Here is a 26,354-nt window from a genome sequence, read left to right as displayed (position 1 = left end):
ATATCCCCTGTGCTGTTTGTTGAGCGAAGTGTCGGTTGCCCGCCATGCGTCACAGCGAATGCTGCGGCGTATGGATTCCGGGTTCGCGAGCTGCGCTCGCGCCCCGGAATGACGGGGACAAGCGGTGCTCCGCCGCTAAGCTTCGTCATTGCGAGCGGAGCGAAGCAATCCAGCGCTCCGCGGCGAGTCTCAGGATTGCTTTGTCGCTGCGTTCCTCGCAATGACGAGCAGATGTCGTGCTCAGGAACCAGCCGCCGAACTACTTCCCCGTCCAGTTCGGCTTGCGCTTTTCCGAGAACGCCTTCGGTCCCTCGATGTAGTCCTGCGACGCGACCATGGCCTTCACCGCCGGGTAGTCGCGCTGCTCGGCGATCGCTTGCGGCAGCGAGACTTCCAGGCCGCGGCTCAGCGTCTGCTTTGAGGCGCGGATGGACATCGGCGAGACGGTGCAGATCGTTTCGGCCCAGCGCTCGGCCGCGGCGAGCGCCTGGCCTTGCGGGACGACTTCGTTGACGAAGCCGAGCTCATAACCTTCCTGCGCTTTGACATGCCGCGCGGTCAGGATCATCCCCATCGCGCGCTTCAGGCCGATCTGGCGGGGCAGGCGGTGCAGGCCGCCGGCGAGTGCGGCGAGGCCGACGCGCGGCTCCGGCAACGCAAAGGTGGCGTTCTCCGACGCGATAATCAGGTCGCAGGCGAGCGCGATCTCGAAGCCGCCGCCCATCGCCACGCCGTTGACGGCGGCGATGATCGGCTTGTCGCAATCGAACCGCGAGGTGAGGCCGCCGAAGCCGCTTTCGCCCCAGCCGCGCTTGCCGCCGGACGCCTGCCACTTCAGATCGTTGCCGGCGCAAAACGCCTTGTCACCGGCGCCGGTGACGATCGCCACCCATTGCTCGGGATCGGCCGCGAAGTCGTTGAACACGCCTTCGAGTTCGTAATGCGCGTCGGTATGCAGCGCGTTGTACACTTCGGGCCGCGACAGCATGACGATGGTGATCGGGCCCTTGCGGGTCACGGTGGAGAATTGCAGCGCCATCGACGTTTCCTTTTTTCGTTGAGCAGAATTGATGCGGCTGAAGCGCGCTTGACTTGTCGTGCGCGGCGCATGTTAATCACTCGCTTAACAAGATCAACAACAACACGAAGACTGTGGGAGCACGCCTTGGATTTTTCTCTGCCGCCGGATCTGGTCGCCTATCTCGCCGAGCTCGATCGCTTCATCGACGCCAAGATCAAGCCGCTGGAACAGGCGGACGATAATATCCGCTTCTTCGATCATCGCCGCGAATGGGCACGGACCGATTTCGAGAACGGCGGTCTGCCGCGCCACGAATGGGAAGAGCTGCTGCGCAAGGCGAAGGACCTCGCCGACGACGCCGGGCATCTGCGCTTCGCGATCCCGAAGCGCTATGGTGGGCAGGATGGCAGCAATTTGTGGATGGCAGTGATCCGCGAGCACTTCGCCGCCAAGGGCCTCGGCCTGCACAACGATCTGCAAAACGAACACTCGATCGTCGGCAACTTTCCGATCGTGAAGATGCTCGATCTGTACGGTCGCGACGATCAGAAGGCGATGATCGACGGTTCGATCAAGGGCAAGTATCGCATCACGTTTGGTCTCACCGAACCCGATCACGGTTCCGACGCGACCCATATGGAGACGCGCGCCGAAGAGGCGACACGCGACGGCAAGAAGGGCTGGGTCATCAACGGCGAGAAAATGTGGACGACGGGCATGCACGTCGCGACGCATTGCGCGCTGTTCGCCCGCACCTCGGGCAACGACGGGGACGCGCGCGGCATTACCTGCTTCCTGGTGCCGGCCGATGCGCCGGGCGTGAAGGTCGAGGAATATCTCTGGACCTTCAACATGCCGACCGACCATCCGCGGGTGTCGTTCAAGGACGTGTTCGTCACCGAGGAGGCGCTGTTCGGCGAGGTCGGGCGCGGCCTGTCGCTGGCGCAATGCTTCGTGCACGAGAATCGGATCCGTCAGGCGGCGAGCTCGCTCGGCGCGGCGGTGTTCTGCATCAACGAGAGCGTGAAGTACGCGCGTGAGCGCAAGCCGTTCGGCGAGGAGTTGGCGCGCAACCAGGCGATCCAGTTCCCGCTGGTCGAACTGGCGACCCAGGCTGAGATGCTGCGGCTCCTGATCCGCAAGACCGCGTGGGAGATGGACCAGATGACCCAGGCGCAGGTCGAGCACACGCTGTCCGACAAGGTGTCGATGTGTAACTACTGGGCGAACCGGCTGTGCGGCCAGGCGTCCGACCGCGCCATTCAAGTCCACGGCGGCATCGGCTATTCGCGGCACAAGCCGTTCGAGCACATCTACCGCCACCACCGCCGCTATCGCATCACCGAAGGCAGCGAGGAAATTCAGATGCGTAAGGTCGCGGGATTCCTGTTCGGCTATATGGGCGCCAACAAGCGGTAAGTTGATCAGTGCCCGGACGCGCTGCGGCAGCAATGCCGCTGCGCAGAACCGGGGTCCCGTATCTGCGGAGCAGCGCTGGCGCGCTGCACCGCGCGCGGGACACGGAGTGCGGTTCAACGATTCAACTATCAAACAGCCACGCCTCATCGTTCTCGCGGCTCCGCTGAGCCCGAGGTTTGCGCCCGTCGCTTCACAGCGAGGGGTGGGGGCGCGCCTTGAAGCGCGAGTTGGGTGGTACTTGTCGCGAGGGCTTGCGTCCTCGCGCAACGCCTCAATGGCGCGCCCACCGCGGCGCTTTCTGTCTTCAGGCCCGTGCTTCCGTGGGCAGGCAGGGGTAATGAAACCCCACTGATCCGGCGGATTACGCCGCCTTCACCTGCCCCCGTCCAGCGAACGAACAAGTCGCAGAGCCTCGTAGTAGGCCCGGACGGGTACCTGAAGCCTCCCGGACGCGCGGGTGCGAACCGCAACGCGCAGGACGCCGCGTCCAGCCGACGTCGCCAGCCGAGCTGGCGTCGCCGGGTTATCACTCCAGCCGGTGACCCGGCCTTCGTGATCTGTCCCGCTATCCGACGCCTCGCGAAGCGCCCCTCACGGACAGGACGAGGCGGATTATAAGCCTAATAGGAATTTTGTCAAGAGGCGTGGCCTGTAGCTCGGATGCAGCGCAGCCCTCCGGCATTTGCGACCAACACGATGCACTGTCATCCCTCGATTACGCTTCGCTTCATCGAGGCTACGAGCTGCATCGAGGCTACACGTTGAACCTCTCCGTCGTCATTCCGGGGCGCGCGAAGCGCGAACCCGGAATCCATATCCCTGGCTTTGCGGTGTCGGCAGGTGATTGCTACGCGGTGCCTTAACGCGACCGCTGTGATTATGGATTCCGGGTTCGCGAGCTGCGCTCGCGCCCCGGAATGACTAACGTGAAGGATGTGCGCCGCGCCTTGGCCGCGCAGCGTCGCGTCCGACGTGGTGGCGCTCAGTTCACCTGCCGGTCCTTGCCCTGCCAATACGGATCACGCAGGTGGCGGCGGAGGATCTTGCCCGATGCGTTGCGGGGCAGGGCCGGGATGAAGTCGATCGACTTCGGCGTCTTGAATCCGGCGATCCGGGTGCGGGTGAAGCCGATGATGTCCTGCGCAGTGGCTTCCTTGCCGGGCTTCATCACCACCACGGCCTTGACCGCTTCGCCCCACTGCTCGTCGGGCACGCCCACCACGGCGACCTCGGCGACGTCGGGGTGATCGCAGATCGCGCTCTCGACCTCGGCGGGGTAGATGTTCTCGCCGCCGGAGATGATCATGTCCTTGATGCGGTCGTGGATGTAGATGTAACCGTCCTCGTCCATGTAGCCGGCGTCGCCGGTGCGCAGCCAGTTGTTGCTGTCGATGGTCTTCCGGGTCGCCTCCGGCAGATTCCAGTAGCCGGCCATGTTGGAGCCGGAGCGCGTCGCGATCTCGCCGACCGCGCGCGGCGGCAGCGGGTTTCCGTCGGGATCAAGAATTGCGATCTCGACGCCGGGCAGCGCCTTGCCTGCGGAGCGCATCCGCTCCAGCCCCTCGACGTGATCTTCGGGCGGCAGCGCCACGATGGTGCCGGTGGTCTCGGTCATGCCGTACATCTGCACGAAGCCGCATTTGAACACGTCGATGCATTCCTTCAGCAGCGCGGCGGGAATCGGCGAGGCGCCGTACAGCATGTATTTCAGGCGCGAGAAATCGACCTCGCGGGCGCGCGGCTGCCGCACCACGAACTGCATCGCAGCCGGCACCATGAACAGCTTGGTGATTCCGGACTGTTCGAAGAAGTCGAGCACCTTGGTCGGATCGAATTCGCGCGCGATCACGCCCTTGGCGCCGTGATAGATGCTCATCATGCCCCAGCCGGATCCACCGATGTGGAAGATCGGCATCGCCACCAGCGAGACGTCGTCGGTCGTCCAGGTGTTCCACTCGGGCTTGTTGTCCTGACCGGCGCGGACCAGCGACAGGAAGTTTGCGTGGCTCAGCATCGCGCCTTTCGGCTTGCCGGTGGTGCCGGAGGTGTAGAGCTGGATCGCGATGTCGGAGGGCGCGATCGCGACTTGCGGATCGTCGGCAGGCTGCGCGTCGCGCCATTTGGCGAAGTCCTGCCATTCCGGCGCGCCGCCCTCGGTGGTGATGATGGCGCGCACGCTCGGGATCTGATCCTTGAGACCGCGCACCTGATCGACAAATTCCGGGCCGACGAACAGGATCGCCGCCTTGCAGTCCTCGACGATGTAGGCGATCTCGGGACCGGCCAGCCGCCAGTTCACCGGCGCCATCACCACCTTGGTCTTGATGGCGCCGCCCCACAGTTCGAAATACACGTCGCTGTTCTTGCCGAGATAAGCGATGCGCTCGTTCGGCTTGACCCCTGAGGCGGTGAGCGCCCGGGCGATCTGGTTGGTGTGCGCGTCGAATTGCGCGAAGCTGGTGATACGGCCCTCGAATTCATAGACCACATCGTCGCCGCGCGCTTTGGCCTGCGCGCGGATGACGTCGGCCAGTGTGGCGGGCTCGGACGAAGCAGCCGGCGCCGCTGCGCGGGCCTTCTCCTGAAGGTCGGACATTGTCACTCCCTGGGTGTTTTTTAGTTAGTTGTTGCTTGGCCGGAAGTCTGCCGCGCTTCGCAGGCAAACACAAGCGGGAGGGAGTGTCGCGGGAAGGGGAGGAGGTGCAGGCCGTCGTGGCCAGTGGCGCCGTGGGCAGAGCACAATCGCCACGCAGAAGAAAGGGGTCATCGCCCGGCTTGTCCGGGTGACCCAGTATTCCAGGGCGTTGGTGGTTAGCCGCTGACGCCCTGCAATACTGGATCCCCCGCATGCGCGGGGGATGACGTCGTCGTTAGTTGCTTTGCGCGCCTCAAGATAGCGCACGCGTTGCGTGTTACCCCCGCTTGGCGCGGTCCTTTTCGTTCTGCGCCTTGATCGAGGCCTTGGCCTGCTCCCAATCGTCGTTGCTCCAGTCGCGGAGCTGATAGAAGTTGCCGCCCATCGCGAGGCCCTGGGCGCCGTCCATGGCGATGGTTTCGCCGCTGATCCAGTCGCAGCCGCCGGAGATCAGGAACACCGCGACGTTCTGCAGCTCTTCCATGGTGCCGACGCGGCCCATCGGATTCATCTTGACGGTGCGGGCGCCCGCTTCGTCGCCCGGCTTGATCCGCTTGCTCATGCCCTCGGTCGGAATTTCGCCCGGCGCGATGGTGTTGAGGCGAATGCCGTAGCGGCCCCATTCGGTGGCCAGCGACATCGTCATGGCGTGGATCGCCGACTTGCTCATGGCCGACGGCACCACATAGGGGCTGCCGTTGCGCACCCAGGTCGTGGTGATCGACACCACGTTGCCGCGATGGCCGCCTTCGATCCAGCGGCGGCCGACCGCGTGCGTCACGTAGAAGGTGCCGTGCATCACGATGTTGGCGACGGCGTCGAAACCGCGCGGCGACAGCTCTTCTGTCCGCGAGATGAAATTTCCCGCCGCGTTGTTGATCAGGTCAGTCAGCGGGCCGGTCGCCCAGATCGTTTCGATCATGTGGTCGACCGCCTGCGCGTCGCGAATGTCGACGCCGTAAGTCATCACCTTGCCGCCGTACTGATCCATCAGTTCGGTCGCGGTCTCGTCGCACACGCCCTTGCGGCGGCCGCAGATGTGCACTTCGGCGCCGAGCTGGAGAAAGCGCGCCGCCATCGCCTTGCCGAGGCCGGTGCCTCCGCCGGTGACGAGGATGCGACGGCCTGCGAGAAGCTGATCGGTGAACATGTCTGGTGCCCGGAAAAGTGGAAGGTCTGCGTTGATTAAGCGATTGACTAAATTCCGACAACGCTTTTCTGTAGCGCCGCATTTGCTGACAATCACAACAGAGGAAACCGCCCCATGAATGATCGCGTATCGGTATCGCTGACGGACGGCGTCGCCGACGTCCGGCTGGTGCGGGCGGACAAGATGAATGCGCTCGATGCCGCGATGTTCGAGGCGCTGGTCGCGACCACCGAGCGACTCTCCAAGGACAAGAGCGTGCGCGTTGTGGTGCTGTCCGGCGAGGGTAAGGCGTTCTGCGCCGGCCTCGATATGGGGCGTTTTGCCGCGATGAAAGAAAACGGTGGTAACGGAATTCCGGGAGGCGAATTTCGCGATCTCACCAAGCGCACGCATGGCCAGGCCAACGCGGCGCAGCAGGCGGTGTGGGGTTGGCGGACGCTGCCGGTGCCGGTGATTGCTGCGGTGCACGGAGTCGCGTTCGGCGGCGGCTGTCAGCTCGCGCTCGGCGCCGATATCCGGCTGATGGCGCCGGACGCGAGGATGTCGATCATGGAAATCAAATGGGGCCTGGTGCCCGACATGGCCGGCACGCCGATCCTGGCGACGCTGCTGCGCGACGACGTGCTCCGCGAGCTCACCTACACGGGCCGCATCGTCGATGCGAAGGAGGCGGTGAGCCTCGGGCTTGCGACGCGGATCGTCGACGATCCGCGCGCGGCCGCGCTGGAGATGGCGCGCGAGATCGCCGGCAAGAATCCGGACGCCATCCGCGCCGCCAAGCGGATGATGAACAGTCTGTCGGTCGATCCCGGTCCGGCGCTGCTGGCCGAAAGCGTTGAGCAGCAGAAGCTGATCGGCTCGCCCAACCAGACCGAAGCCGTTCGCGCCAACATGGAAAAACGCGCGCCGAATTTCGCGGACGGTTAAAGCCAAACGTTTCGCGTCGTCATTGCGAGGAGCGAAGCGACGAAGCAATCCGGAAAGCCACGAACTCGGCGTTCTGGATTGCTTCGCTTCGCTCGCAATGACGGGGAGAGACCTGCACTCTACTTCCTCATGGTTCGAGACGCATCGCTGGGCGATGCTCCTCACCATGAGGGCCGAGACTTGCAGCACACCCGACATCAAGAAGCGGACAACTCAACAATGACTGACACCCAACTCATCCACGGCATTATTTCCGGCGAGCGCCATCGCAGCTTCGACGATGTCAATGCGCGGGCGGCGCGGATGGCGGGCGGGCTGCAGGCGCTCGGCGTCAAGCCGGGCGACTGCGTCTGCGTGCTGATGCGCAACGACGTCGCGTTTCTCGAGGCCGCCTACGCGGTGATGACGGTCGGTGCCTACATGGTTCCGGTGAACTGGCACTTCAAACAGGACGAGCTCGCTTATGTGCTCGGCGACACCGGCACGCGGGTGCTGATCGGCCACGCCGATCTTTTGCACGAAGCCGCCTCGGTGCTGCCGGCCGGCGTGACGATGCTGAGCGTGGAAACGCCGCCGGAAATTCTCGCCAACTACAAGATCGCGCCGGAGCATCGCACGGCGCCGGCAGCGGCGATCGATCTCGAAGGCTGGCTGGCGCAGCAGAAGCCGTATGACGGCCCGGCGCTGCCGCAGCCGCAGAACATGATCTACACCTCGGGCACCACCGGCCACCCCAAGGGCGTCAAGCGCTTCGCGCCGACGTCCGAGCAGGCCAAGAATGCCGAGGCGATGCGCGCGATGATCTACGGGCTGAAGCCCGGCGCCCGCGTGCTGTGCCCGGGGCCGCTGTATCATTCCGCACCGAATGCGTTCGGCATCCGCGCCGGCCGGCTCGGCGGCCTGCTGGTGCTGATGCCGCGCTTCGAGCCGGAGACGCTGCTGCAACTCATCGAGCGGCATCGCATCGACACCGTGTTCATGGTGCCGACGATGTTTATCCGGCTGATGAAGCTGCCCGAAGAGGTGCGCAAGAAGTACGACGTGTCGTCGCTGACCCATGTGATCCACGCTGCGGCGCCGTGCCCGGCCGACGTCAAGCGCGCAATGATCGAGTGGTGGGGGCCGGTGATCTTCGAATTCTACGGCTCGACCGAATCCGGCGCCGTGACCTTCGCCAGCTCCGAGGACGCGCTGAAGAAGCCCGGCACCGTCGGCAAGATTGCGCCCGGCGCCGAGATCAAGTTCATCGATGATGATGGCAAGGAGTTGCCGCAGGGCGAGATCGGCGAGATCTTCTCGCGGATCGCCGGCAATCCGGATTTCACCTATCACAACAAGCCGGAAAAGCGCGCCGAGATCGACCGCGACGGCTTCATCACCTCGGGCGACGTAGGCTACATCGACGCCGATGGCTACGTCTTCATCTGCGACCGCAAGCGCGACATGGTGATCTCGGGCGGCGTGAACATCTATCCGGCCGAGATCGAAGCGGCGATCCACGCCATCCCGGGCGTGCACGACTGCGCGGTGTTCGGTATCCCGGATGCCGAGTTCGGCGAGGCGCTGATGGCGATGCTCGAGCCGCAGCCCGGTGTGACGCTGGACGAGACTTTTATCCGCGATCAGCTCAAGCACGCGCTGGCCGGCTACAAGGTACCGAAGCACATCCAGATCATGGCCGAACTGCCGCGCGAAGACTCCGGCAAGATTTTCAAGCGCCGCCTGCGCGATCCGTATTGGGCGAAGGCGGGGCGGACGATCTGAGTCTCGATCGTCAATAATGCCTCCTCGTCATTGCGAGCGAAGCGAAGCAATCCAGCGCCATGCACGGAGCTGGATTGCTTCGTCGCTGCGCTCCTCGCAATGACGGAGACTGTTACTTAGCACCACGTCATGGCCGGGCTTGTCCCGGCCATCCAAGCCTTTGGACGTCGATACGCAGTGAAGGCGTGGATGCCCGGGACGAGCCCGGGCATGACGGGTGGTAAGTCCAGTTCAGGACGCGCTCAGCGTATCGTGTGTCGATGACTTCACCTGCGGCGTCCGATCGCCTCTATCACTCCGCCCGCAGCGCCTCGACCATCGCCGTCACGGCCCTGCTCGCCGTGTGCTCCTTGTGGCGCAGCAAATAGAACGCGCGGCCGGGGAGGTCGAGGCGGACGCGGTGCAGCGTGCCGGCGGCGAGCGAGGGGGCGGCGACGAGGTCGGAGATCGCGGTGGCGCAGGTGGACTGCTCGACCGCAGCGCGCAGCGCCTCGTTGGAGGGCAGCTCCAGCCGCACGTCGAGATCGGCGAGCGCGATGCCGGCGCGGCGCAGTGCGGCCTCGAACAGCGCGCGCGTTCCCGAGCCGCGCTCGCGCAGCACCCAGCCGGTGCCGGTGAGCTTGCTGATCGCGATCCGGGACTGAGCCGCCCACGGATGCTGCCGCCCGACCACGATCGCCAGCGTATCACCGGCGATGCGCGTCGCGCTCAACGCCGGCTCGTCGACCTCGCCTTCGACCACGCCGAGATCGGCGCGGCCGTCGCGCACCGCCTCTGCGACCTGCTCGGTATTGGCGATCGACACCCGGAGTGCGATGCCCGGATAGCTCTGTTGAAACGCCAGCAGGCGCGGTGGCAGCCAGTAATTGCCCACGGTCTGGCTCGCCGCCAGCGCCAGCGCGCCGCGCTTCAGCCCGGCGAGATCGTCCAGCGCCTGCGCGGCCGCCTTGGCGCGGCTCACCACGGCGCGGGCCTCGCCAAGAAACTCGCGGCCGGCCTGGGTCAGCACGATGCCGCGGCCGACGCGGTCGAACAGCTTGACGTCGTAGCGCGCTTCCAGCGCGGCGATCGCCGCGCTGGTGGCCGATTGAGTGAGGTTCAGCTCGCCGGCAGCTCGTGTCACATGCTGTTGTTCGGCGACCGCGATGAAGATGCGCAGTTGCTCCAGTGTCATCCATGCCATCCGGTGAGCTTGATCAGCGTCAGCGATAAGCTGGCGACGAACAGCGCAGCAGCGAGGCCGAGCAACGCCGGCCGCAGCCCGCGCGCCGCGAGCTTGCGCAGATCGGTTTCCAGCCCCATCGCCGCCAGCGCCATCGAGAGCAGGAAGGTGGTCAGCGCGACGATCTCGCTCTTCACGCCGCTCGGGATCGCCACGACGTGATTGACGCCGATCATCGCCACGAAGCCGAGCACGAACCACGGCATCGGCGGCGCGGCGTGGCCGGCGCTGTCCTGGGTGTGGCGGGCGCGGGCGCGCGCCAGCATGCCGAGCCCGATCACCAGCGGCGCCAGCATCGCGACGCGGGACAGCTTGGCGATGGTGCCGAACTCGCCGGCGTCGTGCCCGGCCTGGAAGCTGGCGGCCACCACCTGGGCGATCTCGTGGATCGAGGCGCCGGTCCACAGCCCGAAGCTGCGTGCATCGAGGCCGAGCGGGCCGGCAAGCAGCGGCAGCGCGATCATCGCGGCGGAGCCGAACACGGTGACGCAGGCGACTCCGTAGGCGACGTCCTCGTCGTCGGCGCGGGTGACGGTGTTGGCGGCGATGATCGCCGAGGCGCCGCAGATCGAGGTGCCGGCGGCGATCAGCTCGGCGAGCTTGCGGTCGACGCCGAGCCGGCGGCCGAGCCACACCGTGAAGCTGAAGGTCGCCAGCAGCGTCACCGCGATGATCGCCAGCCCTTCGCCGCCGACTTCGGCCAGTTGCGCGGTGGTGAGCTGCAGGCCGAGCAGGATGATGGCGAAGCGCAGCACCCGGCGCAGGCTGACCTTGACGCCCGAGAGCGCCCAGGCGGGCGTGCCGATCAGATTATGCCCCGCGATGCCGATCACGATCGCCAGCAGCATCGGGCTGAGATCGGCCGCACCCGGGAGGGCGTGGACGAAGGTCGCGCCCGCGGCGATCGCGGCGGTGAGCAGCAGCCCGGGTGCGATGGTCGTGATGTGGCGGGTGAGATGAATGGGGCGGTGGTGATCGGCATGGGCATTGGGCGTTGTCATGGCGCGGCTCCTGTGGTCCGAGCCATTCCGCGCCGTTTTCAATCATCAATCAAACGTATTGGTTTTATCATTTCAACAAGAATTATCGATTATTCATCAAGGGACGGTCCGTGGTGGAACTTGGGCCGCGTCGCGCTGTTGGCTCCGAAACGGATCGCCGGTTGCCGCGGCTGCAAGCCGCACGGGACCGCGCGTGGTCGCGGACCAAGCAACCTCCGCCGACAGCCCAAGGCGTGATAGGGTCGGCGCTGCCTCGATCTGTCTGTCGACCGAACGCCGCAAGGCCAGCTTCAGGAGCTTCGATCATGACCGGCGTGGACTATGACACTGCCTCAGCACGCAAATGGCATTCCGGCTTCGGCGGCTTTCTGCTGCGGGACTGGCCCTACATCTTGATGCTGCTGCTGTCGCTCGGCGGCGTTGCCTACACCAGCTTCGACCCGACCGGGCTGTATTGGGTGCTGATCACACCGCTGTTCGGGCTGATCTGCGTGGTGGCCCGCTGGCCGCATGTGGTCGGCCGTGACGAGCACATTCATCTGGTGGTCTCGCAGGCGCTGCACTGGGCCGCCGTGCTGCTGACCATGCAGCTGATGTCGCTGCAGGTGCTACGCAACGTTACTGGCGTTGCCTCGGCGCTCAGCGTGCTGACATTGCTGGCGCTCGGCACCTTCAGCGCAGGCCTGCATATCCGGTCGTGGAAGGTCAGCGTCGTCGGCGTGCTGCTCGGCCTCAGCGTGCCGGCAGCGGCGCTGCTGCAGCAGTCGGCTTTGCTGATCCTGCTGGTGGTGGCCGTGCTGATTGCGATCGCGGTGCCATTCGTGTGGTGGCGGGCGCGATCGTCGGTTGGACCGGAGCATCCGCTCTACGAGGCGCCGACGCGCGCCGAGACCGCGCCGATGACGGCGGCTCCCGTCGCCCCTGTGGCACAGACCACTGGATTCGAGCCGCCGTTGTTCGATCCGCCGGAGACGACGCCGGCCCCGCGGCCGTCGCTGCACGACCCCGTGCTGCCGCCACGTCCTGCCGCGCCGCCGGTGAGCACGGCGGCGGAGCCAGGATCGGTCATCGAGCCGGTGGAGCCCGAGACGCCGGCAGAGCCGGTCACTCCGCGCGATTCGGCGTCGGCGCCGACCGATGAGGGGGAAACGCCGCCCGACAACATCCGGCCGCTGTTCGGCGGTCGATGACGGTCCGGTGATCACGCCGCCCGCGGGTTGAACTTGCGTGCGGCGCACAATCGGTCAGGATGGACGTCGCCAGCTTGGAGTGTGCGATGTCCATCACGATGCCGACGGAGCCCGACACGTTGCCGAACCGCGCCGACGACGGCGCGCTGACCGAAGAGGAAATTCGGCTCCGTAACGACATCCGGCTACTCGGCCGGATTCTCGGCGACACCGTGCGCGACCAGGAGGGCGCCGCGGTGTTCGACCTCGTCGAACGCATCCGTCAGACTTCGATTCGCTTTCACCGCGACGAGGACAAGACCGCGCGACGCGAGCTCGAGGGTATCCTCGACGGCATGTCGGCGTCGGACACGGTCAAGATCGTCCGCGCCTTTTCGTACTTTTCACACCTCGCCAATATTGCCGAGGATCAGAACAACATCCGCCAGATGCGTGCCGGTTCGACCGCCGGCTCGGCGCCGCGCGCCGGTATGCTGGCGAAGACGCTCAAGCACGCGAGGGACGAGGGCATCGGCGCGCGCGAGCTGCGCGACTTCTTCAAGACGGCGCTGGTCAGCCCGGTGCTGACCGCGCACCCGACCGAGGTGCGGCGCAAGAGCACCATGGATCGCGAGATGGAGATCGCCGCGCTGCTCGACCAGCGCGACCGCGTCCAGCTCACCGCCGACGAATGGGCGCAGAACGAGGAGCAGCTCCGCCGCGCCGTGCTGACGCTGTGGAAGACCAACCTGCTGCGCCGGACCAAGCTCAATGTGCTCGACGAGGTCACCAACGGCCTGTCGTTCTATGACTACACCTTCCTGTACGAAGTGCCGCGGCTGTACGGCGCGCTGGAAGACCAGCTCGCCGCCGAGGACGGCAGCAGCGAGGAGCTGGCGAGCTTCCTGCGCATGGGCAGCTGGATCGGCGGTGATCGCGACGGCAACCTGTTCGTCACCGCCGAGGTGCTGCAGGGCACGCTGCAGCTGCAGAGCGCGCGGGTGCTGCGCTATTATCTCGACGAGTTGCATGAACTCGGCTCGGAGCTGTCGCTGGCGTCGCATCTGGCGCCAATCAGCGACGAGGTTCGCGCACTCGCGGAGCGCTCGCCCGATCACTCGCCGCATCGCCGCTACGAGCCATACCGGCTGGCGGTGTCCGGCATCTATGCGCGGCTCGCCGCGACCGCGACGCGGCTGAAGATCGACAGCATCCGCGCCCCGGTCGGCGAAGCCGAGCCCTACGACAGCGTGCACGCCTTCAAGGCCGATCTCGACGCCATCCATCATTCATTGGTGAGCACCAATGCGACCGTGATCGCGCGTGGCCGGCTGCGGCGGCTGCGCCGCGCCATCGACTGCTTCGGCTTCCATCTCGCCAGCCTCGATATGCGGCAGAACTCCGCGGTGCACGAGCGCACCATGACCGAGCTGATCGACACGGCGCACCCCGGCAAGTCCTACGCGGCGATGAACGAAGACCAGCGCGTCGCGCTGCTGACTGCCGAGCTGTGCAGCACCCGGCCGCTGACGTCGATGTTCGTCAAATACAGCGACGAGACCGTCGGCGAACTCGCGGTGTTCCGGCAGGCCGCGGCGGCGCACGCCACCTACGGCGCGCGGTCGATCCCGCAATGTATCATCTCGATGACGAAGGGCGTCTCCGATCTGCTCGAAGCGGCGGTGCTGCTCAAGGAGGCGGGACTGCTCGGGCCGACCGGCCGCAGCGCCATCAACATCGTGCCGCTGTTCGAGACCATCGAGGATCTGCAGGCCTGCGCCAAGATCATGGACCGGCTGCTCGGCATTCCGGAATATCGCCGGCTGGTCGATAGCCGCGGCGGCGTCCAGGAAGTGATGCTCGGCTACTCCGACAGCAACAAGGACGGCGGCTTCGTCACCTCGGGCTGGGAGCTGTACAAGGCCGAGATCGGGCTGATCGAGGTGTTCGAGCATCACGGCGTGCGGCTGCGGCTGTTCCACGGCCGCGGCGGCTCGGTCGGCCGCGGCGGTGGCCCGAGCTACGATGCGATCGTGGCGCAGCCGGGCGGTGCGGTGAACGGTCAGATCCGCATCACCGAGCAGGGCGAGATCATCACCAGCAAGTATTCCAACCGCGAAGTCGGCCGCAACAATCTGGAGATCCTCGCGGCGGCGACGCTGGAAGCCAGCCTGCTGCAGCCGCGCCGCAGCGCGCCGCGCCCGGACTATCTGGAGGCGATGGAGCAGCTCTCGGCGCTGGCATTCAAGGCGTATCGCGGCCTCGTCTACGAAAACGAGGGCTTCGTCGATTACTTCTGGGCGTCGACAGTGATCAACGAGATCGCGACGCTGAACATCGGCAGCCGTCCGGCGTCGCGCAAGAAGACCCGCGCGATCGAGGATCTACGCGCGATCCCCTGGGTGTTCTCATGGGCGCAGTGCCGGCTGATGCTGCCGGGCTGGTACGGCTTCGGCAGCGCGGTCGAAGCCTGGGTGGTGCAGCACCCCGACAAGGGCGTCGCATTCCTGCGCGCGATGTATCAGGAATGGCCGTTCTTCCGCACGCTGCTGTCGAACATGGATATGGTGCTGTCGAAGAGCGCACTCGGCATCGCCTCGCGCTACGCCGAGCTGGTCCCCGACGAAGCGTTGCGTGAAAAGATCTTCGGCCGCATCCGCGCCGAATGGCACGCCTCGACCGACAGCCTGCTGGCGATCATGGGCCACGACCGCCTGCTGCAAGGCAACCCGCTACTCGAACGCTCGATCCGCCACCGCTTCCCGTATCTCGATCCGCTCAACCATGTGCAAGTGCAGTTACTTCGCGAACACCGCACCCACGATCCCGACGAGCAGGTGCTGCGCGGCATTCAGCTGACGATCAACGGGATCTCGGCGGGGCTGCGGAATAGCGGGTGAGGGGACGCATCCCGTAGCCCGGATGAGCGTAGCGACATCCGGGGCAAGAACATCCGCATGTGGCAGCTGCCCATGCGGGCTTCTGCGTCGGCACAGCGCAATGCCCGCTCGGGCAACCGTTGACATCAGGCGTGAGGCACGCGAACATTGACGCCAAGGTTGATGCGACCTGCTGCTTGCGCCCTGCGAAGGGAATGGCGAACGTATCGAGCCACTTTGGCTTCCTTTGCCCGGGTCGAACGGGCCAGTAACGCAAGCGTCTGGCTTTCCCCGTTCGCTCATGCAGAGGCTCACAGATGCGCGATTTCCGCGATGCCAAAGTCATGGCGCAAACGCTTCGCGAAGCGTTGAACGCCAGATCCTACCCCATCACTCACAGCGAGAGTCTCGAGCTCGTCGCCAAGACGCTCGGCTTCCCGGATTGGAATGTCCTGTCGGCGAAGATTCAGTCCGCTGCTCCTTCGTCTCGTTCTGGAAGTGAAGACCCGCCAAAATCCGTTCGCCGAGAGATAGAAATCGACCGTCGTGTCCTCGATCAGTATGTCGGTTTCTATCGGCTGGGCGATCAAGCCGTCATGACGATCAGTCGCGAAGGGGATCAATTGATTTCGCGGCTGACAGGACAGCAGAACGTGCCGATCTACGGCGAAACCAAAACCCGGTTCTTCGCCAAGGTCGTCGATGCCCAGATCAGCTTTATCGCGAATGGAGACGGCAATGTGAGCGCGCTGGTGCTCCATCAAAATGGACGCGACATCGAGATGAAGCGCATCGACAGAGAGGCCGCCGAACAATTGGAGCGCGGGCTTGAAGCGAAGGTCGATAGCCAGTCGCCCAGCGACGGAACGGAGCAAGCATTGCGTCGGTTGATCGATAGTCTGTTCGTCGGCGAGCCGAACTTCGACGACATGAGCGCGCCGCTTGCCGAGGAGGTCCGGAAGCAGTGGTCTGAGCTCCGTTCGAGTCTCGTCCGGGCCGGCAAGATGCAGTCGCACCGTTTCATTGGCGTCGGAAGTGGCGGCGTCGATGTGTACCTGGTTCGGCACGAGCATCGATCGCTTTACTGGCGGATTGGATTGGATAGTGGAGGGACCATCGTATCTGCTTATTTTAGTCCCGGGCTCTAAATGGTCTGCTCCTAATTGAGAGCCGCGCGGCGGGCTGCTGGTGAACGGACCAGCAGCCCCAACGCGGCCGACCAATAGGCGCTGCCTGGGCATTCAGCTGACGACGAACGGGATTTCGGCACGGTTGGGAATTGTAGGTGGCCGCCGCCCCGTAGCCCGGATGAAGCGAAGCGCAATCCGGGGTGAGGCTGTCCCCGCATTCCGCTGCGCTCCATGCGGGCTACCTGACCACGAGCTGGGCGATCGCCTTGTGACGTCCAATCTGATCAGCGCATAGTTTGCGCAGTGCCGTGGTCACGTTGCGGTAACTCATTGCCGCCCACCGCACTCCCATACAGTTCGGTCACGCAAATACCGCCGCGCGCTGCCGCGCCCCGCAGCGCGTTGCTCATTCCATCATCATTCGCAACTACACGCCTCAACTTAAGTCAGATGGTCGTGCCAATGCGCTCGGCGTTAGCTTGCGCGCGGAAAAGAAACCGTCGCAGCGCGCGCAGCGATCGCATCGCATCATCGCGCGCCGGCCGTCGTGGGGGACGTCGTCGATGATCTATCTGGTGATGCAATATTGGCCGTGGCTGGTGGCCGCGGGCGTGGTCGGGATCGTGACGCCGCTGATCGCGAACGAGGCCGGCTGGGCAGCGGACCTCGAGAACTACTGGCTGATCCGGGTCGGCGTCGCGCTGGCCTTGCTGGTGGTGGTGATCGTGGCGCAGCTCGCCTCGGGGCGGCCGGAGCTGATGCTGGAGGCCGCGGCGGGGCTGATTGCGGCCTACATCCTCGGCGGCATCGTCGGCGGCCTGTCGGTGCAGTTGCTGCCGGCGCGGTTCGAGGGCTGGTGGGTCGGGCTGTTCGCGACCGGGCTGATCCTGCTGGTGTTCGGTATCACCACGCTGCCGAAGATCGAGCCGGATCTGCGCGAGCGCGTCGCCGAGGTGGTGAAGACGGCGGGCGCCGATCCGCTGAATTTCGACGTCGCCGGACGTGACGTGCTGTTGCCGGAAGATCTCGGGGCAAAGCGCGCGGCGCTGAGCGAGCAGATCCTGCAGGTCAAGGGCGTCCGGTTGGTGTCGGAGGTCGAGGAGCTGAGTGGCCCGGCGCTGGCGGCGAAGACCATCGCCAAGCTACAGGCGGACGCCGCCGCGAAGGCCGAGGCGGAAGCCAAGGCCAAGGCGGAAGCCGAGGCGCGCGATGCGGTGGAGAAGGCCGCTTCGGCCGCCGCGGCCAAGGAGGCTGCCGCCAAGGCGGCGAAGCACGCCAAGGCGAAGGCCGATGCGGAGGCAAAGGAAGCGGCCGCCAAGGCTGCAGCTGAAGCTGCGGCCAGGGAAGCCGCTTCGAAGGAGGCCGCCGAGCAGGAAGCTAGCGCCAAGGAGGCCGCAGCCAAGGAAGCGGCTGCGAAGGCCGCCAATACGGAAGAGGCCAAGCACGCCGCCGTCGCGCCGGCCACGGCGCCCGCCGTTGCGGCAGCGACCCGCACCGCCAATGCCGACGACACGGCGTCGATCCCGTCGCTGCAGGCTTGCCAGAGTCGGCTGTCGGCGGTGGTGGCGGCGCAGAAGATCAACTTCGAGCGCGGCAGCGCCGAGATCGCGCAGGCCTCGCTGCCTGTGCTGAAGCAGCTCGCCGAGGTGATCGCGCATTGCCCGGCCGCGACCATCGAAGTCGCCGGCCATACCGACGCCGCCGGCAAGAAGGCCGCCAACGAGGCGCTGTCGAAGCGCCGCGCCGAAGCGGTCGCCGACAGCCTGACCAAGGCCGGCGTCGGCTCGGCCAAGCTCACCGCAGTCGGCTACGGCGCCTCCAAGCCGCTCGCCGCCAACGACAATGCGGAGGGGCGTGCGAAAAATCGGCGGATAGAGTTCGTGGTGAAGTAGTCGGCGGGCACAACATCTCAGCGCGTCATGGCCGGGCTTGTCCCGGCCATCCACGCTTTGCCACGCGCGAGGCTGATACGTGGATGCCCGGGACGAGCCCGGGCATGACGGCGGAGAGGGCGAAGATATACGGCGACGCCCGAGTATGCCGCGGGTTGTCAGCACCCCAGCGTGCTTAGTTGCCTCATCCTGAGGAGCCCGGCGTAGCTCGAAGAGCGTAGCCGGGCGTCTCGAAGGATGAGGTGGCACGGCCTCGGCCTCGTGGTTCGAGACGCCCGACGTCGCCTGTCGGCGGCGCCGGGCTCCTCACCATGAGGGACTAAGGCAGAGGCGTGCGGGGCGTTTAGGTCAGATGGCGTCCCAGTTGAAGATGTCGGCGGAGCGGTCGAGCTTGTAGAACGAGCCCTTCAGCGCCGGCATGCCGTGCTCGGCCAGCGTCTCGCAGGTCCAGCCGCCGTCGCGGTGCACCGAGCGGATCGGGCGCGACTGGCCCATCAGGAAGATCTCGTTCATCCGCACGGCGAAGATCTGGCCGGTGACGTCCTTGGCGGCGTCGCCGAGCAGGAATACCGACAGCGGCGCGATCTTCTCCGGGCCCATCTGCTGCATCCGCGCGACGCGGGCCTTCTCGGCTTCGGTCTCGGTCGGGATGGTGCCGATCAGGCGCGACCAGGCGAACGGCGACACGCAGTTGGAGCGGACGTTGAAGCGCTGCATATCGAGCGCGATCGACTTCGACAGGCCGACGATGCCGAGCTTGGCGGCGGCGTAGTTGGCCTGGCCGAAATTGCCGATCAGGCCCGAGGTCGAGGTGAAGTGCACGAACGAGCCGCTCTCCTGCTCGCGGAACAGCCGCGCCGCGGCGTGCGAGACGTAGAACGAGCCCATCAGATGCACCTTGATGACCTGCTCGAAGGCGTCGATGCTCATGCGGTGGAAGATCGCGTCGCGCAGGATGCCGGCGTTGTTGACCACGCCGTCGAGCTTGCCCCAGGTATCGACCGCCTGCTTGACGATCTTGCTGGCCGGCACGGCTTCCGCAACGCTCTCGAAGTTGGCGACCGCGATGCCGCCTTCCTTCTTGATCTCTTCGACGACCTGCTCGGCCGGCGAGGCGTCGGTGCCCGAGCCGTCGGCGGCGACGCCGGGATCGTTGACGACGACCTTGGCGCCTTCACGCGCCGCAAGCAGCGCGATCTCGCGCCCAATGCCGCGCCCCGCGCCGGTGACGATGATGACTTTGCCGTCGAGTGCCTTGGCCATGTGTGTCTTCCTTTTTGTTTGTTGGTTGATGCGTGCAGGTCATTCCGGGGCGCGCGCAGCGCGAACCCGGAATCCCGAGGTGTTCTGCTGAGAGAGATTCCGGGTTCGCTGACTTCGTCAGCGCCCCGGAATGACTCTTGGTTACTTCTCGTTCGTAAAGATGATCGTGCCGGACGCCGCGAACATGCCGCCGACGCCGTGGCAGACCGAGATCTTCGCGTTCGGCACCTGCGCGGGCGCGATGCCACGCATCTGGCGGACGCTTTCCTGCAACGCGTACATACCGTACATGCCGGAGTGCATGTAGCTGAGCCCGCCGCCATTGGTGTTGAGCGGCAGCTTGCCGCCGGGGCGGGTGTTGCCGTCGGCGATGAACTTGCCGGTTTCCTCATAGGGCATGAAGCCGAGGTCGCCGAGGCCGAACAGCGGCAGATGCGCGAAGGCGTCGTAGATCATCAGATGATCGACGTCGCTGTGGCTGATACCAGCCTCGCGGAACGCGGTCGGACCGGCCACCTTGAAGGCGCGCGAGGAGTTGAACGTCTCCATCTGGCTGACCATCGGCGTCTCGACGCTCTCGCCGGTGCCGAGCACGTAGACCGGCTTGTGCGGGAAGTCCTTGGCGCGGTCGGCCGAGGTCATGATCAGCGCGCCGCCGCCGTCGGTGACGAGGCAGCACTGCAGCAGCCGGAACGGATAGGCGATCATCCGCGAGTTCAGCACGTCCGCGACCGTGATCGGGTCCTTCATCATTGCGCGCGGATTCTTCGCGGCCCATTCGCGCTGCACCACCGCCACCGAGGCGATCTGCTCATGGGTGATGCCGTAGGTCTTCATGAAGCGCAGCACCGGAATCGGAAACTGGCTCGGCGGCCCGTAGATGCCGTAGGGCGCTTCGAACTGGCCCTGCAGGCTGTCGGCGGGAATCGAGCGCGGCAGCTTGCCGATCATCGACTTGCCGCTCTCGGCGTGGGTGATCAGAACGGTCTTGCACAGCCCGGCCTCGATCGCCGCGGCGGCGTGGCGGACGTGCAGCATGAACGAGCAGCCGCCGACCGAGGTGCCGTCGACCCAGGTCGGGGTGATGCCGAGATAGTGGGCGATCTGCTGCGGCGTTTCGACCGCGGTGGCGATGCCGTCGATGTCCGACGGCTTCAGCCCGGCGTCGGCCATCGCATTGAGCGCGGCGTCGGCGTGGAGCTGGATCTGCGACATGTCGGGAATGACGCCGAGCTTGGTGGTTTCGGCGGCGCCGACGATAGCAACCTGATTGCGACGCATGGTGCTTACCCCTTCGCCGGACGGAATTGCGGAAGGGTGAGGTTGTCGTCGATCTTCTGGAAGGTGACTTCCAGCTTCATGTCGAGCTCGAGAGCCTCGGGCGTCTGCGGGCACTCCAGGATGTTGCTCATCATCCGCGGACCTTCCTCCAGCTCGACCACCGCGATGGCGTAGGGCTCGGTGAAGCCGGCCGCCAGCGGGCGGTGGTTGATCACGTAGGAATACAGGGTGCCCTTGCCGGAGGCCTTGAACACGCTGACCTCGCGCGAGCCGCATTTCGGGCAGAACGGGCGGGCCGGGAAATACGCGTGGGAGCAGGAGTCGCAGCGCTGCAGCCGCAATTCGCCCTGCTTGGCGCCGTCCCAGTAGAATTGGGTTTCGGGAGTTATCTTGGGACGTGCGCGTTCGGCCATGTGTTGGTTTTCTCCCTGAGCTGGCTCAATAGGCCCATCGGTTGTGGCGTCTTGATGCGATATCGACCGGCCAGCGTCAACACGCGGCCGGCGCGGGGGGATGTGCAGGAAACGTATTCCGGGGTGCGAACAATCAGCAGGGTGCGCATGGTCAAATGCCGGGCTCCGCGCTACAGGAGTCTCCGATTGTCCATCCGGCGATCGCGGCGTTCCGACCGGGCGCCCGGTCGTCCTTCCAGCGGAACGAACGCCATGACCGACCTTCCCACGCTTGCCGCGCTCGCGGCGGATCTCGACGCCGGACGCACCACGGCACGCAAGCTCGTCGAGCAATGTCTGGCGCGGATCGACGATGCGGCGGGCGAGGGCGCGCGGGCCTTCATTCATGTCGACCGCGACGCGGCACTGAAGGCCGCCGACGCGATGGACGCGCTGCGCGCCATCAAGGCGGCGCCGTCGCCTTATGCGGGCATTCCGGTGTCGATCAAGGATCTATTCGACATCAAGGGCCAGGTCAGCCGCGCCGGCTCGCGTGCGCTCGACGATAATCCGCCGGCCGAAACCGACGCGCCCGCGGTGGCGCGGCTGCGCGGCGCCGGCTTCGTGGTGATCGGCCGCACCAACATGACCGAATTCGCCTATTCGGGCATCGGCATCAATCCGCATTACGGGACGCCGAAATCGGCCTATGGCCGCGACGCCGGCCATGTGCCGGGTGGCTCGTCGTCCGGAGCAGCTGTGTCTGTCGTCGACGGCATGGCGCATGTCGGGCTCGGCACCGACACCGGCGGCTCGTGCCGTATCCCGGCGGCGTTCAACGGCATCGTCGGCTACAAGCCGTCGCAGCAGCGCGTGCCACGTGACGGCGCCGTGCCGCTGTCGTTCTCGCTGGATTCGATCGGCCCGCTGGCGCGCAGCGTCGCCTGCTGCGCGGTGGTCGACGCCGTGCTGGCCGACGAGCCGATCGTGCCGCTGGCGCCGCGGCCCGTGAAGGGCCTGCGCATCGCGGTGCCGACCACGGTGGCGCTCGACGAACTCGACGAGACGGTGCGCACCGCGTTCGAACGCGCGCTGAAGACGCTGGCCAGCCACGGCGCGATCATCGAGAAGATCGAAGTGCCGGAATTCAACGACGTCGCGCCGCTCGGCGCCAAGGGCGGCCTCACCGCCGCGGAGAGCTACGCCTGGCATCGCTACCTGCTGGTCGCCAAGGGCGACGTGTACGATCCGCGGGTGCGCGAGCGCGTCCTGCGCGGCGAGACGCAGAGCGCGGCCGAGTACATCGACACGGTCGGCGCCCGCAAATCGCTCATCACCCGCGCCACGGCGCGGCTCGCGCCCTACGACGCGGTGGCGCTGCCGACCGCCGCGATCACCCCGCCGAAGATCGCCGACCTTGCCGACGACAAGGCGTTCACCAAGGCCAACCTGCTGGCGCTGCGCAACTGCACGCTGATCAACATGATCGACGGCTGCGCGATCTCGCTGCCCTGCCACCAGGCGGGCGAAGCGCCCGTGGGGCTGATGCTCGCCGGCGTGAACGGCGCCGACCGCAAGCTGTTCGAGGTGGCGGCCGGCGTCGAGGCGGTGGTCTGGGGCTGAGCTAACTTAGTCCAACCTCTGCTCCTCTTGGTGAGGAGGCGCAAAGCGCCGTCTCGAACCATGAGGCGGCACGGCCTTCGCCGCGGTGTGCGTGTGGCCCGTCCTTCGATACGCCCGGCGTCGCTCTTCGAGCTTTGCCGGGCTGCTCATGATGAGGGCGTGAGCGTGGAGAGGTCGCCGTTGCGGCCATCATTGCGGCACACGTCGGCGACCCGGTCGGAGCGGTTACTCCTTCGGAGTCACCACGCTGAAGCTGCCGTTGGCGCGGGCGCAGCGTGTGCCATCGGCGGTGACGAAGCATTGCGCGACGCACAGCGTCCGGCCTATTTTGATCACCTCGGGTTCGATCTGCAGCCATTGGCCGATCCTTGCCGAGCCGATGAAATCGATCGCCAGCGACGCAGTCAGCAGCCGCGCGGCGCCGCCGAGCTTGAGGCCGCAGCTGTAGCCCATCGCGTTGTCGGCGAGCGCGGTGATCAGCCCGCCATGGGCGAGGCCGCGCGAATTGGTGTGCGCTTCGCGAATCCGCAGACCGAGGATCACCGCATCGGCCGTGGTCTGCGCGTACAGCGGCTCCCATGGCGCGGTGAGGGGGCTGCGCCGCGTATGGCGCACGAAGCCCGGAGGGATGTCTTCAAGGGCGATGTCGCTCGGATCGTTGTCGGTCATCGGAGGGCACTCGCGTCGTTGCGTCACCCACCCGTAGACCGCAGGGCGGCATCACCCGCAACGCCGACAAAGTTTGAAGCGCGATTTGAGACAGTGTTTGAAACGGGCTGCGAGCACGCGCGCGATGCTAATGAATTAGGCGCGCCGGCCGCGCTTTGCGGCAAGGCCTCTCCCCGTCATTCCGGGGCACGCGCGCAGCGCGTGAACCCGGAATCCATACGCCGCAGCTTCAGCTGTTGTGCACAAAAGCCATGTAAACGCCGACAGCGCAGGGGGTATGGATTCCGGGTTCGCGCTGCGCGCGCCCCGGAATGACGACTCGATTTCGTCATTGCGAGGAGCGAAGCGACGAAGCAATCCAGCTCAGTGCTCTGCGCTTCTGGATTGCTTCGCTTCGCTCGCAATGACGGGGATAGTGTTTTGCCCGCAGCCGAACGGCCGTTACGCGAAGCTCAGTACGGCAGCCCGACGTAATTCTCGGCAAGCGAGGTCAGCGCGGCCTGCGAGCTGATCAGGTAGTCGAGCTCCGCGGTCTGGATGCGCTGGGAGAAGGCGTCGCTGTCGGGGAAGCGATGGAGCATCGAGGTCATCCACCACGAGAACCGCTCGGCCTTCCAGACGCGGCGCAGCGCGTTGGCCGAATAGGCGTCGATGCCGGCGCTCGACTTCTCGCCGTAAAATTCGCGCATCGCGCGCGACAGATAGTAGATGTCGCTGGCGGCGAGGTTGAGGCCCTTTGCGCCGGTCGGCGGCACGATGTGGGCGGCGTCACCGGCGAGGAACAGCCGGCCGAACCGCATCGGCTCGGCCACGAAGGAGCGCAGCGGCGCGATGCTCTTTTCGATCGCCGGGCCGGTGACCAGCTTATGTGCCGTCTCCGGATCGAGCCGGCTCTTCAGTTCGTCCCAGAACCGCGCATCGCTCCACTCCGCGACGTCGTCGCTGAGCGGACACTGCACGTAGTAGCGGCTGCGATGCGCCGAGCGCATCGAGCACAGCGCGAAGCCGCGCGTGTGGTTGACGTAGATCAGCTCGTGCGACACCGGCGGGGTGTCGGACAGCACGCCGAGCCAGCCGAACGGATACACCCGCTCGAAGGTCTGCAGCGAGGAGGCCGGTGCGCTCTGGCGGCTGACGCCGTGGAAGCCGTCGCAGCCGGCGATGAAATCGCAGGTGATTTCGTGGCTGACGCCGTCCTTGGTCCAGCGCACCTTGGGCGCCTCGCCGTCGAAATCGTGCAGGGTGACGTCGGCGGCGTCGTAGATCGTGGTGAGGCCGGCGGTCTTGCGCGCTTCCATCAGGTCGCGCGTCACCTCGGTCTGGCCGTACACGGTGACGACCTTGCCGCCGGTCGCGCCCTTCAGATCGATGCGGTTGCGCTTGCCCGAAAAAGCAATCTCGAAGCCGTCATGCACCAGCGCTTCCTGATGCAGCCGTGCCGCGACGCCGGCTTCTTCGAGCAGGCCGACCATGCCCTGTTCCAGCACGCCGGCGCGGATGCGCGACAGCACGTAGTCTGGATCCTTGCGCTCGAGAATCACCGCGTCGATGCCGTAGCTGTGCAGCAACTGGCCGAGCAGCAGGCCCGAGGGCCCGGCACCGATGATGGCGACTTGTGTGCGCATGGGCTTTCCCCCGCAAGTTGGTTTGGGGTTTGGTTACGAGACGCCGCCGCCGCCGTCCAGTTGCGGTCCGCTGTCTACCAGCTATTCCGCGCCGGTCACTTGCTTTGAAGGTTATATTCTATAACAATACAACCAAAGGCCGTTTGAAGCCATCCAACAGGGAGAGACCTCGATGAGGAGAACGATGCTCGCGCTGCTGCTCGCAGCCGGCGTGATGCCCGCCTGCGTGTCCGCAGCTTCGGCGCAGGACAAGACGGTCAACTGGAAGGTCTCGCTCTGGGTGCCGCCGGCGCATCCGCTGGTCCCCGCCACCAAGGAGTGGGCGGCCGACATCGAGAAGGCCTCAGGCGGCACCATCAAGATGGCCGTGTTCCCCTCCGAGCAGCTCGGCAAAGCCTTCGACCATTACGACATGGCGCGCGACGGCATCGCCGACGTCACTTACGTCAATCCCGGCTATCAGCCCGGCCGCTTCCCGATCGTCTCCGCCGGCCAGCTGCCGTTCACCTTCAAGGACGGCAAGAAGGGCACGCTCGCGTTCAACGAGTGGTACCAGAAATACGCGCCGACCGAGATGAAGGACACCAAGCTGTGCTTCGCCTTCATCCACGATCCGGGTGCGCTGCACGGCAAGAAGAAAGTGCTGGTGCCGGCCGACATGAAGGGCCTCAAGGTGCGCCCCGCGCAATCGACCATCGGCGAGATGGTGAAGCTGTTCGGCGGCACCAACGTCCAGGCGTCGGCGCCGGAATCGCGTGACGCGCTGGAGCGCGGCGTGGCGGACGAGATCACCTTCCCGTGGGGCTCGGTGTTCCTGTTCGGCATCGACAAGGTGGTCAAGTATCACATGGACGTGCCGCTGTACTCGACCGTGTTCACCTACAACATCGGCCTGAAAGCCTACAACGCGCTGTCGCCGAACCAGAAGAAGGTCATCGACGATCACTGCACGCCGGAATGGGCGTCGAAGGTCACCGATCCGTGGGTCGATTTCGAAGCCAACGGCCGCACCAAGATGAAGGCGCTGGAAGGTCACGAGGTCTATCCGCTGACCGACGCGCAGCTCGCCGAGTGGAAGAAGGACACCCAGCCGCTGCGCGACTCCTGGGCCGAAGGCGTCAAGAAAGCCGGCGGTGACGCCGCGGCGATCGATGCCGAACTCAAGGCCGCGCTGAAAAAGTACGACGCGGGGCTGTAAACCAGTGCCTCGTCATTCCGGGATGTGCCCCGGCGGGCTTTTGCCCGACGGGGCGCAGACCCGGAATCCATACTCCCTGCAGGGGTTATGGATT

Annotated in this window: 19 protein-coding genes; 9 read left to right on the top strand and 10 right to left on the bottom strand. The window is 65.8% G+C overall.

The genetic code is table 11. The features are described 5' to 3' along the window. Window positions 1–259: 259 nt before the first annotated feature. On the bottom strand, window positions 260–1,039 hold the full coding sequence (locus tag ACFFJ6_RS12995) for an enoyl-CoA hydratase-related protein (protein ID WP_378388302.1): 780 nt from the start codon (window positions 1,037–1,039) through the stop codon (window positions 260–262). A 126-nt stretch (window positions 1,040–1,165) separates the two neighbouring features. Between ACFFJ6_RS12995 and ACFFJ6_RS12990 the strand changes: the two genes are divergently transcribed. Further along, window positions 1,166–2,440: an acyl-CoA dehydrogenase family protein gene (locus ACFFJ6_RS12990; RefSeq protein WP_378388300.1), complete on the top strand. Its 1,275-nt coding sequence runs from the start codon at window positions 1,166–1,168 to the stop codon at window positions 2,438–2,440. Window positions 2,441–3,422: 982 nt separating this feature from the next. Here ACFFJ6_RS12990 and ACFFJ6_RS12985 read toward each other — a convergent pair. Beyond that, window positions 3,423–5,036: a fatty acid--CoA ligase gene (locus ACFFJ6_RS12985; protein WP_378388298.1), complete on the bottom strand. Its 1,614-nt coding sequence runs from the start codon at window positions 5,034–5,036 to the stop codon at window positions 3,423–3,425. 316 nt (window positions 5,037–5,352) lie between these two features. Next, entirely contained in the window at window positions 5,353–6,225 is an 873-nt protein-coding gene (locus ACFFJ6_RS12980) for an SDR family oxidoreductase (RefSeq protein WP_378388296.1), read from the bottom strand. A 114-nt stretch (window positions 6,226–6,339) separates the two neighbouring features. On the opposite strand from ACFFJ6_RS12980, the gene ACFFJ6_RS12975 reads away from it, so the two are divergent. Together ACFFJ6_RS12975 and ACFFJ6_RS12970 are read left to right on the top strand one after the other, a co-directional pair. Further along, window positions 6,340–7,152 carry a crotonase/enoyl-CoA hydratase family protein gene (locus ACFFJ6_RS12975; protein WP_378388294.1) on the top strand — a complete coding sequence of 271 codons (813 nt, stop codon included), beginning with the start codon at window positions 6,340–6,342 and terminating at the stop codon, window positions 7,150–7,152. 219 nt (window positions 7,153–7,371) lie between these two features. Beyond that, window positions 7,372–8,916 carry an acyl-CoA synthetase gene (locus ACFFJ6_RS12970; protein ID WP_378388292.1) on the top strand — a complete coding sequence of 515 codons (1,545 nt, stop codon included), beginning with the start codon at window positions 7,372–7,374 and terminating at the stop codon, window positions 8,914–8,916. 292 nt (window positions 8,917–9,208) lie between these two features. Here the strand turns inward: ACFFJ6_RS12970 and ACFFJ6_RS12965 are convergent, their stop codons facing one another. Then, window positions 9,209–10,090 carry a LysR family transcriptional regulator gene (locus ACFFJ6_RS12965; protein ID WP_378388290.1) on the bottom strand — a complete coding sequence of 294 codons (882 nt, stop codon included), beginning with the start codon at window positions 10,088–10,090 and terminating at the stop codon, window positions 9,209–9,211. Continuing rightward, on the bottom strand, window positions 10,087–11,139 hold the full coding sequence (locus ACFFJ6_RS12960) for a YeiH family protein (protein ID WP_378388288.1): 1,053 nt from the start codon (window positions 11,137–11,139) through the stop codon (window positions 10,087–10,089). Before ACFFJ6_RS12960 ends, ACFFJ6_RS12965 begins: the two co-directional genes overlap by 4 nt. A 305-nt stretch (window positions 11,140–11,444) precedes the next feature. Here ACFFJ6_RS12960 and ACFFJ6_RS12955 point away from each other — a divergent pair, with 305 nt between their 5' ends. The 4 genes from ACFFJ6_RS12955 (at window position 11,445) to ACFFJ6_RS12940 (ending at window position 18,209) form a co-directional block, all read left to right on the top strand. Further along, window positions 11,445–12,329, top strand: coding sequence for a hypothetical protein (locus ACFFJ6_RS12955; protein ID WP_378388286.1), 885 nt, complete (start codon window positions 11,445–11,447; stop codon window positions 12,327–12,329). A gap of 86 nt (window positions 12,330–12,415) precedes the next feature. Further along, entirely contained in the window at window positions 12,416–15,208 is a 2,793-nt protein-coding gene (gene ppc, locus ACFFJ6_RS12950) for a phosphoenolpyruvate carboxylase (protein ID WP_378388284.1), read from the top strand. 296 nt (window positions 15,209–15,504) lie between these two features. After that, window positions 15,505–16,335 carry a glyoxalase superfamily protein gene (locus ACFFJ6_RS12945; RefSeq protein ID WP_378388281.1) on the top strand — a complete coding sequence of 277 codons (831 nt, stop codon included), beginning with the start codon at window positions 15,505–15,507 and terminating at the stop codon, window positions 16,333–16,335. A 545-nt stretch (window positions 16,336–16,880) separates the two neighbouring features. Then, window positions 16,881–18,209: an OmpA family protein gene (locus ACFFJ6_RS12940; RefSeq protein ID WP_378388279.1), complete on the top strand. Its 1,329-nt coding sequence runs from the start codon at window positions 16,881–16,883 to the stop codon at window positions 18,207–18,209. A gap of 348 nt (window positions 18,210–18,557) precedes the next feature. On the opposite strand, the gene ACFFJ6_RS12935 is transcribed toward ACFFJ6_RS12940, so the two are convergent. The 3 genes from ACFFJ6_RS12935 to ACFFJ6_RS12925 form a co-directional block, all read right to left on the bottom strand. Beyond that, window positions 18,558–19,472 (bottom strand): SDR family NAD(P)-dependent oxidoreductase, encoded by a 915-nt coding sequence (locus ACFFJ6_RS12935; protein WP_011442468.1) that lies wholly within the window; start codon window positions 19,470–19,472, stop codon window positions 18,558–18,560. A gap of 141 nt (window positions 19,473–19,613) precedes the next feature. Further along, window positions 19,614–20,753 (bottom strand): thiolase C-terminal domain-containing protein, encoded by a 1,140-nt coding sequence (locus tag ACFFJ6_RS12930; RefSeq protein ID WP_378388276.1) that lies wholly within the window; start codon window positions 20,751–20,753, stop codon window positions 19,614–19,616. Between the two features lie 5 nt (window positions 20,754–20,758). Further along, window positions 20,759–21,166, bottom strand: coding sequence for a Zn-ribbon domain-containing OB-fold protein (locus ACFFJ6_RS12925; RefSeq protein WP_378388274.1), 408 nt, complete (start codon window positions 21,164–21,166; stop codon window positions 20,759–20,761). A gap of 252 nt (window positions 21,167–21,418) precedes the next feature. Here ACFFJ6_RS12925 and ACFFJ6_RS12920 point away from each other — a divergent pair, with 252 nt between their 5' ends. Continuing rightward, a complete protein-coding gene (locus tag ACFFJ6_RS12920) occupies window positions 21,419–22,768 on the top strand; it encodes an amidase (protein WP_378388272.1) in 1,350 nt (449 codons plus the stop codon). 225 nt (window positions 22,769–22,993) lie between these two features. Here the strand turns inward: ACFFJ6_RS12920 and ACFFJ6_RS12915 are convergent, their stop codons facing one another. Next, window positions 22,994–23,437, bottom strand: a complete 444-nt coding sequence (locus ACFFJ6_RS12915) for a PaaI family thioesterase (protein ID WP_378388270.1) — start codon at window positions 23,435–23,437, stop codon at window positions 22,994–22,996. A gap of 452 nt (window positions 23,438–23,889) precedes the next feature. Then, complete coding sequence (pobA, locus tag ACFFJ6_RS12910) at window positions 23,890–25,062, bottom strand: 4-hydroxybenzoate 3-monooxygenase (protein WP_378388268.1); 1,173 nt, start codon at window positions 25,060–25,062, stop codon at window positions 23,890–23,892. Window positions 25,063–25,234: 172 nt separating this feature from the next. Between pobA and ACFFJ6_RS12905 the strand changes: the two genes are divergently transcribed. Further along, on the top strand, window positions 25,235–26,260 hold the full coding sequence (locus ACFFJ6_RS12905; protein ID WP_378388267.1) for a TRAP transporter substrate-binding protein: 1,026 nt from the start codon (window positions 25,235–25,237) through the stop codon (window positions 26,258–26,260). Window positions 26,261–26,354 lie beyond the last annotated feature (94 nt).

Origin of the sequence: Rhodopseudomonas telluris, assembly GCF_042432815.1 — a bacterium.
Classification (GTDB): Bacteria; Pseudomonadota; Alphaproteobacteria; order Rhizobiales; family Xanthobacteraceae; genus Rhodopseudomonas; species Rhodopseudomonas telluris.
The sequence above is the reverse complement of the archived record's forward strand: the minus strand, read 5'-3'. Positions and strand labels throughout refer to the sequence as shown.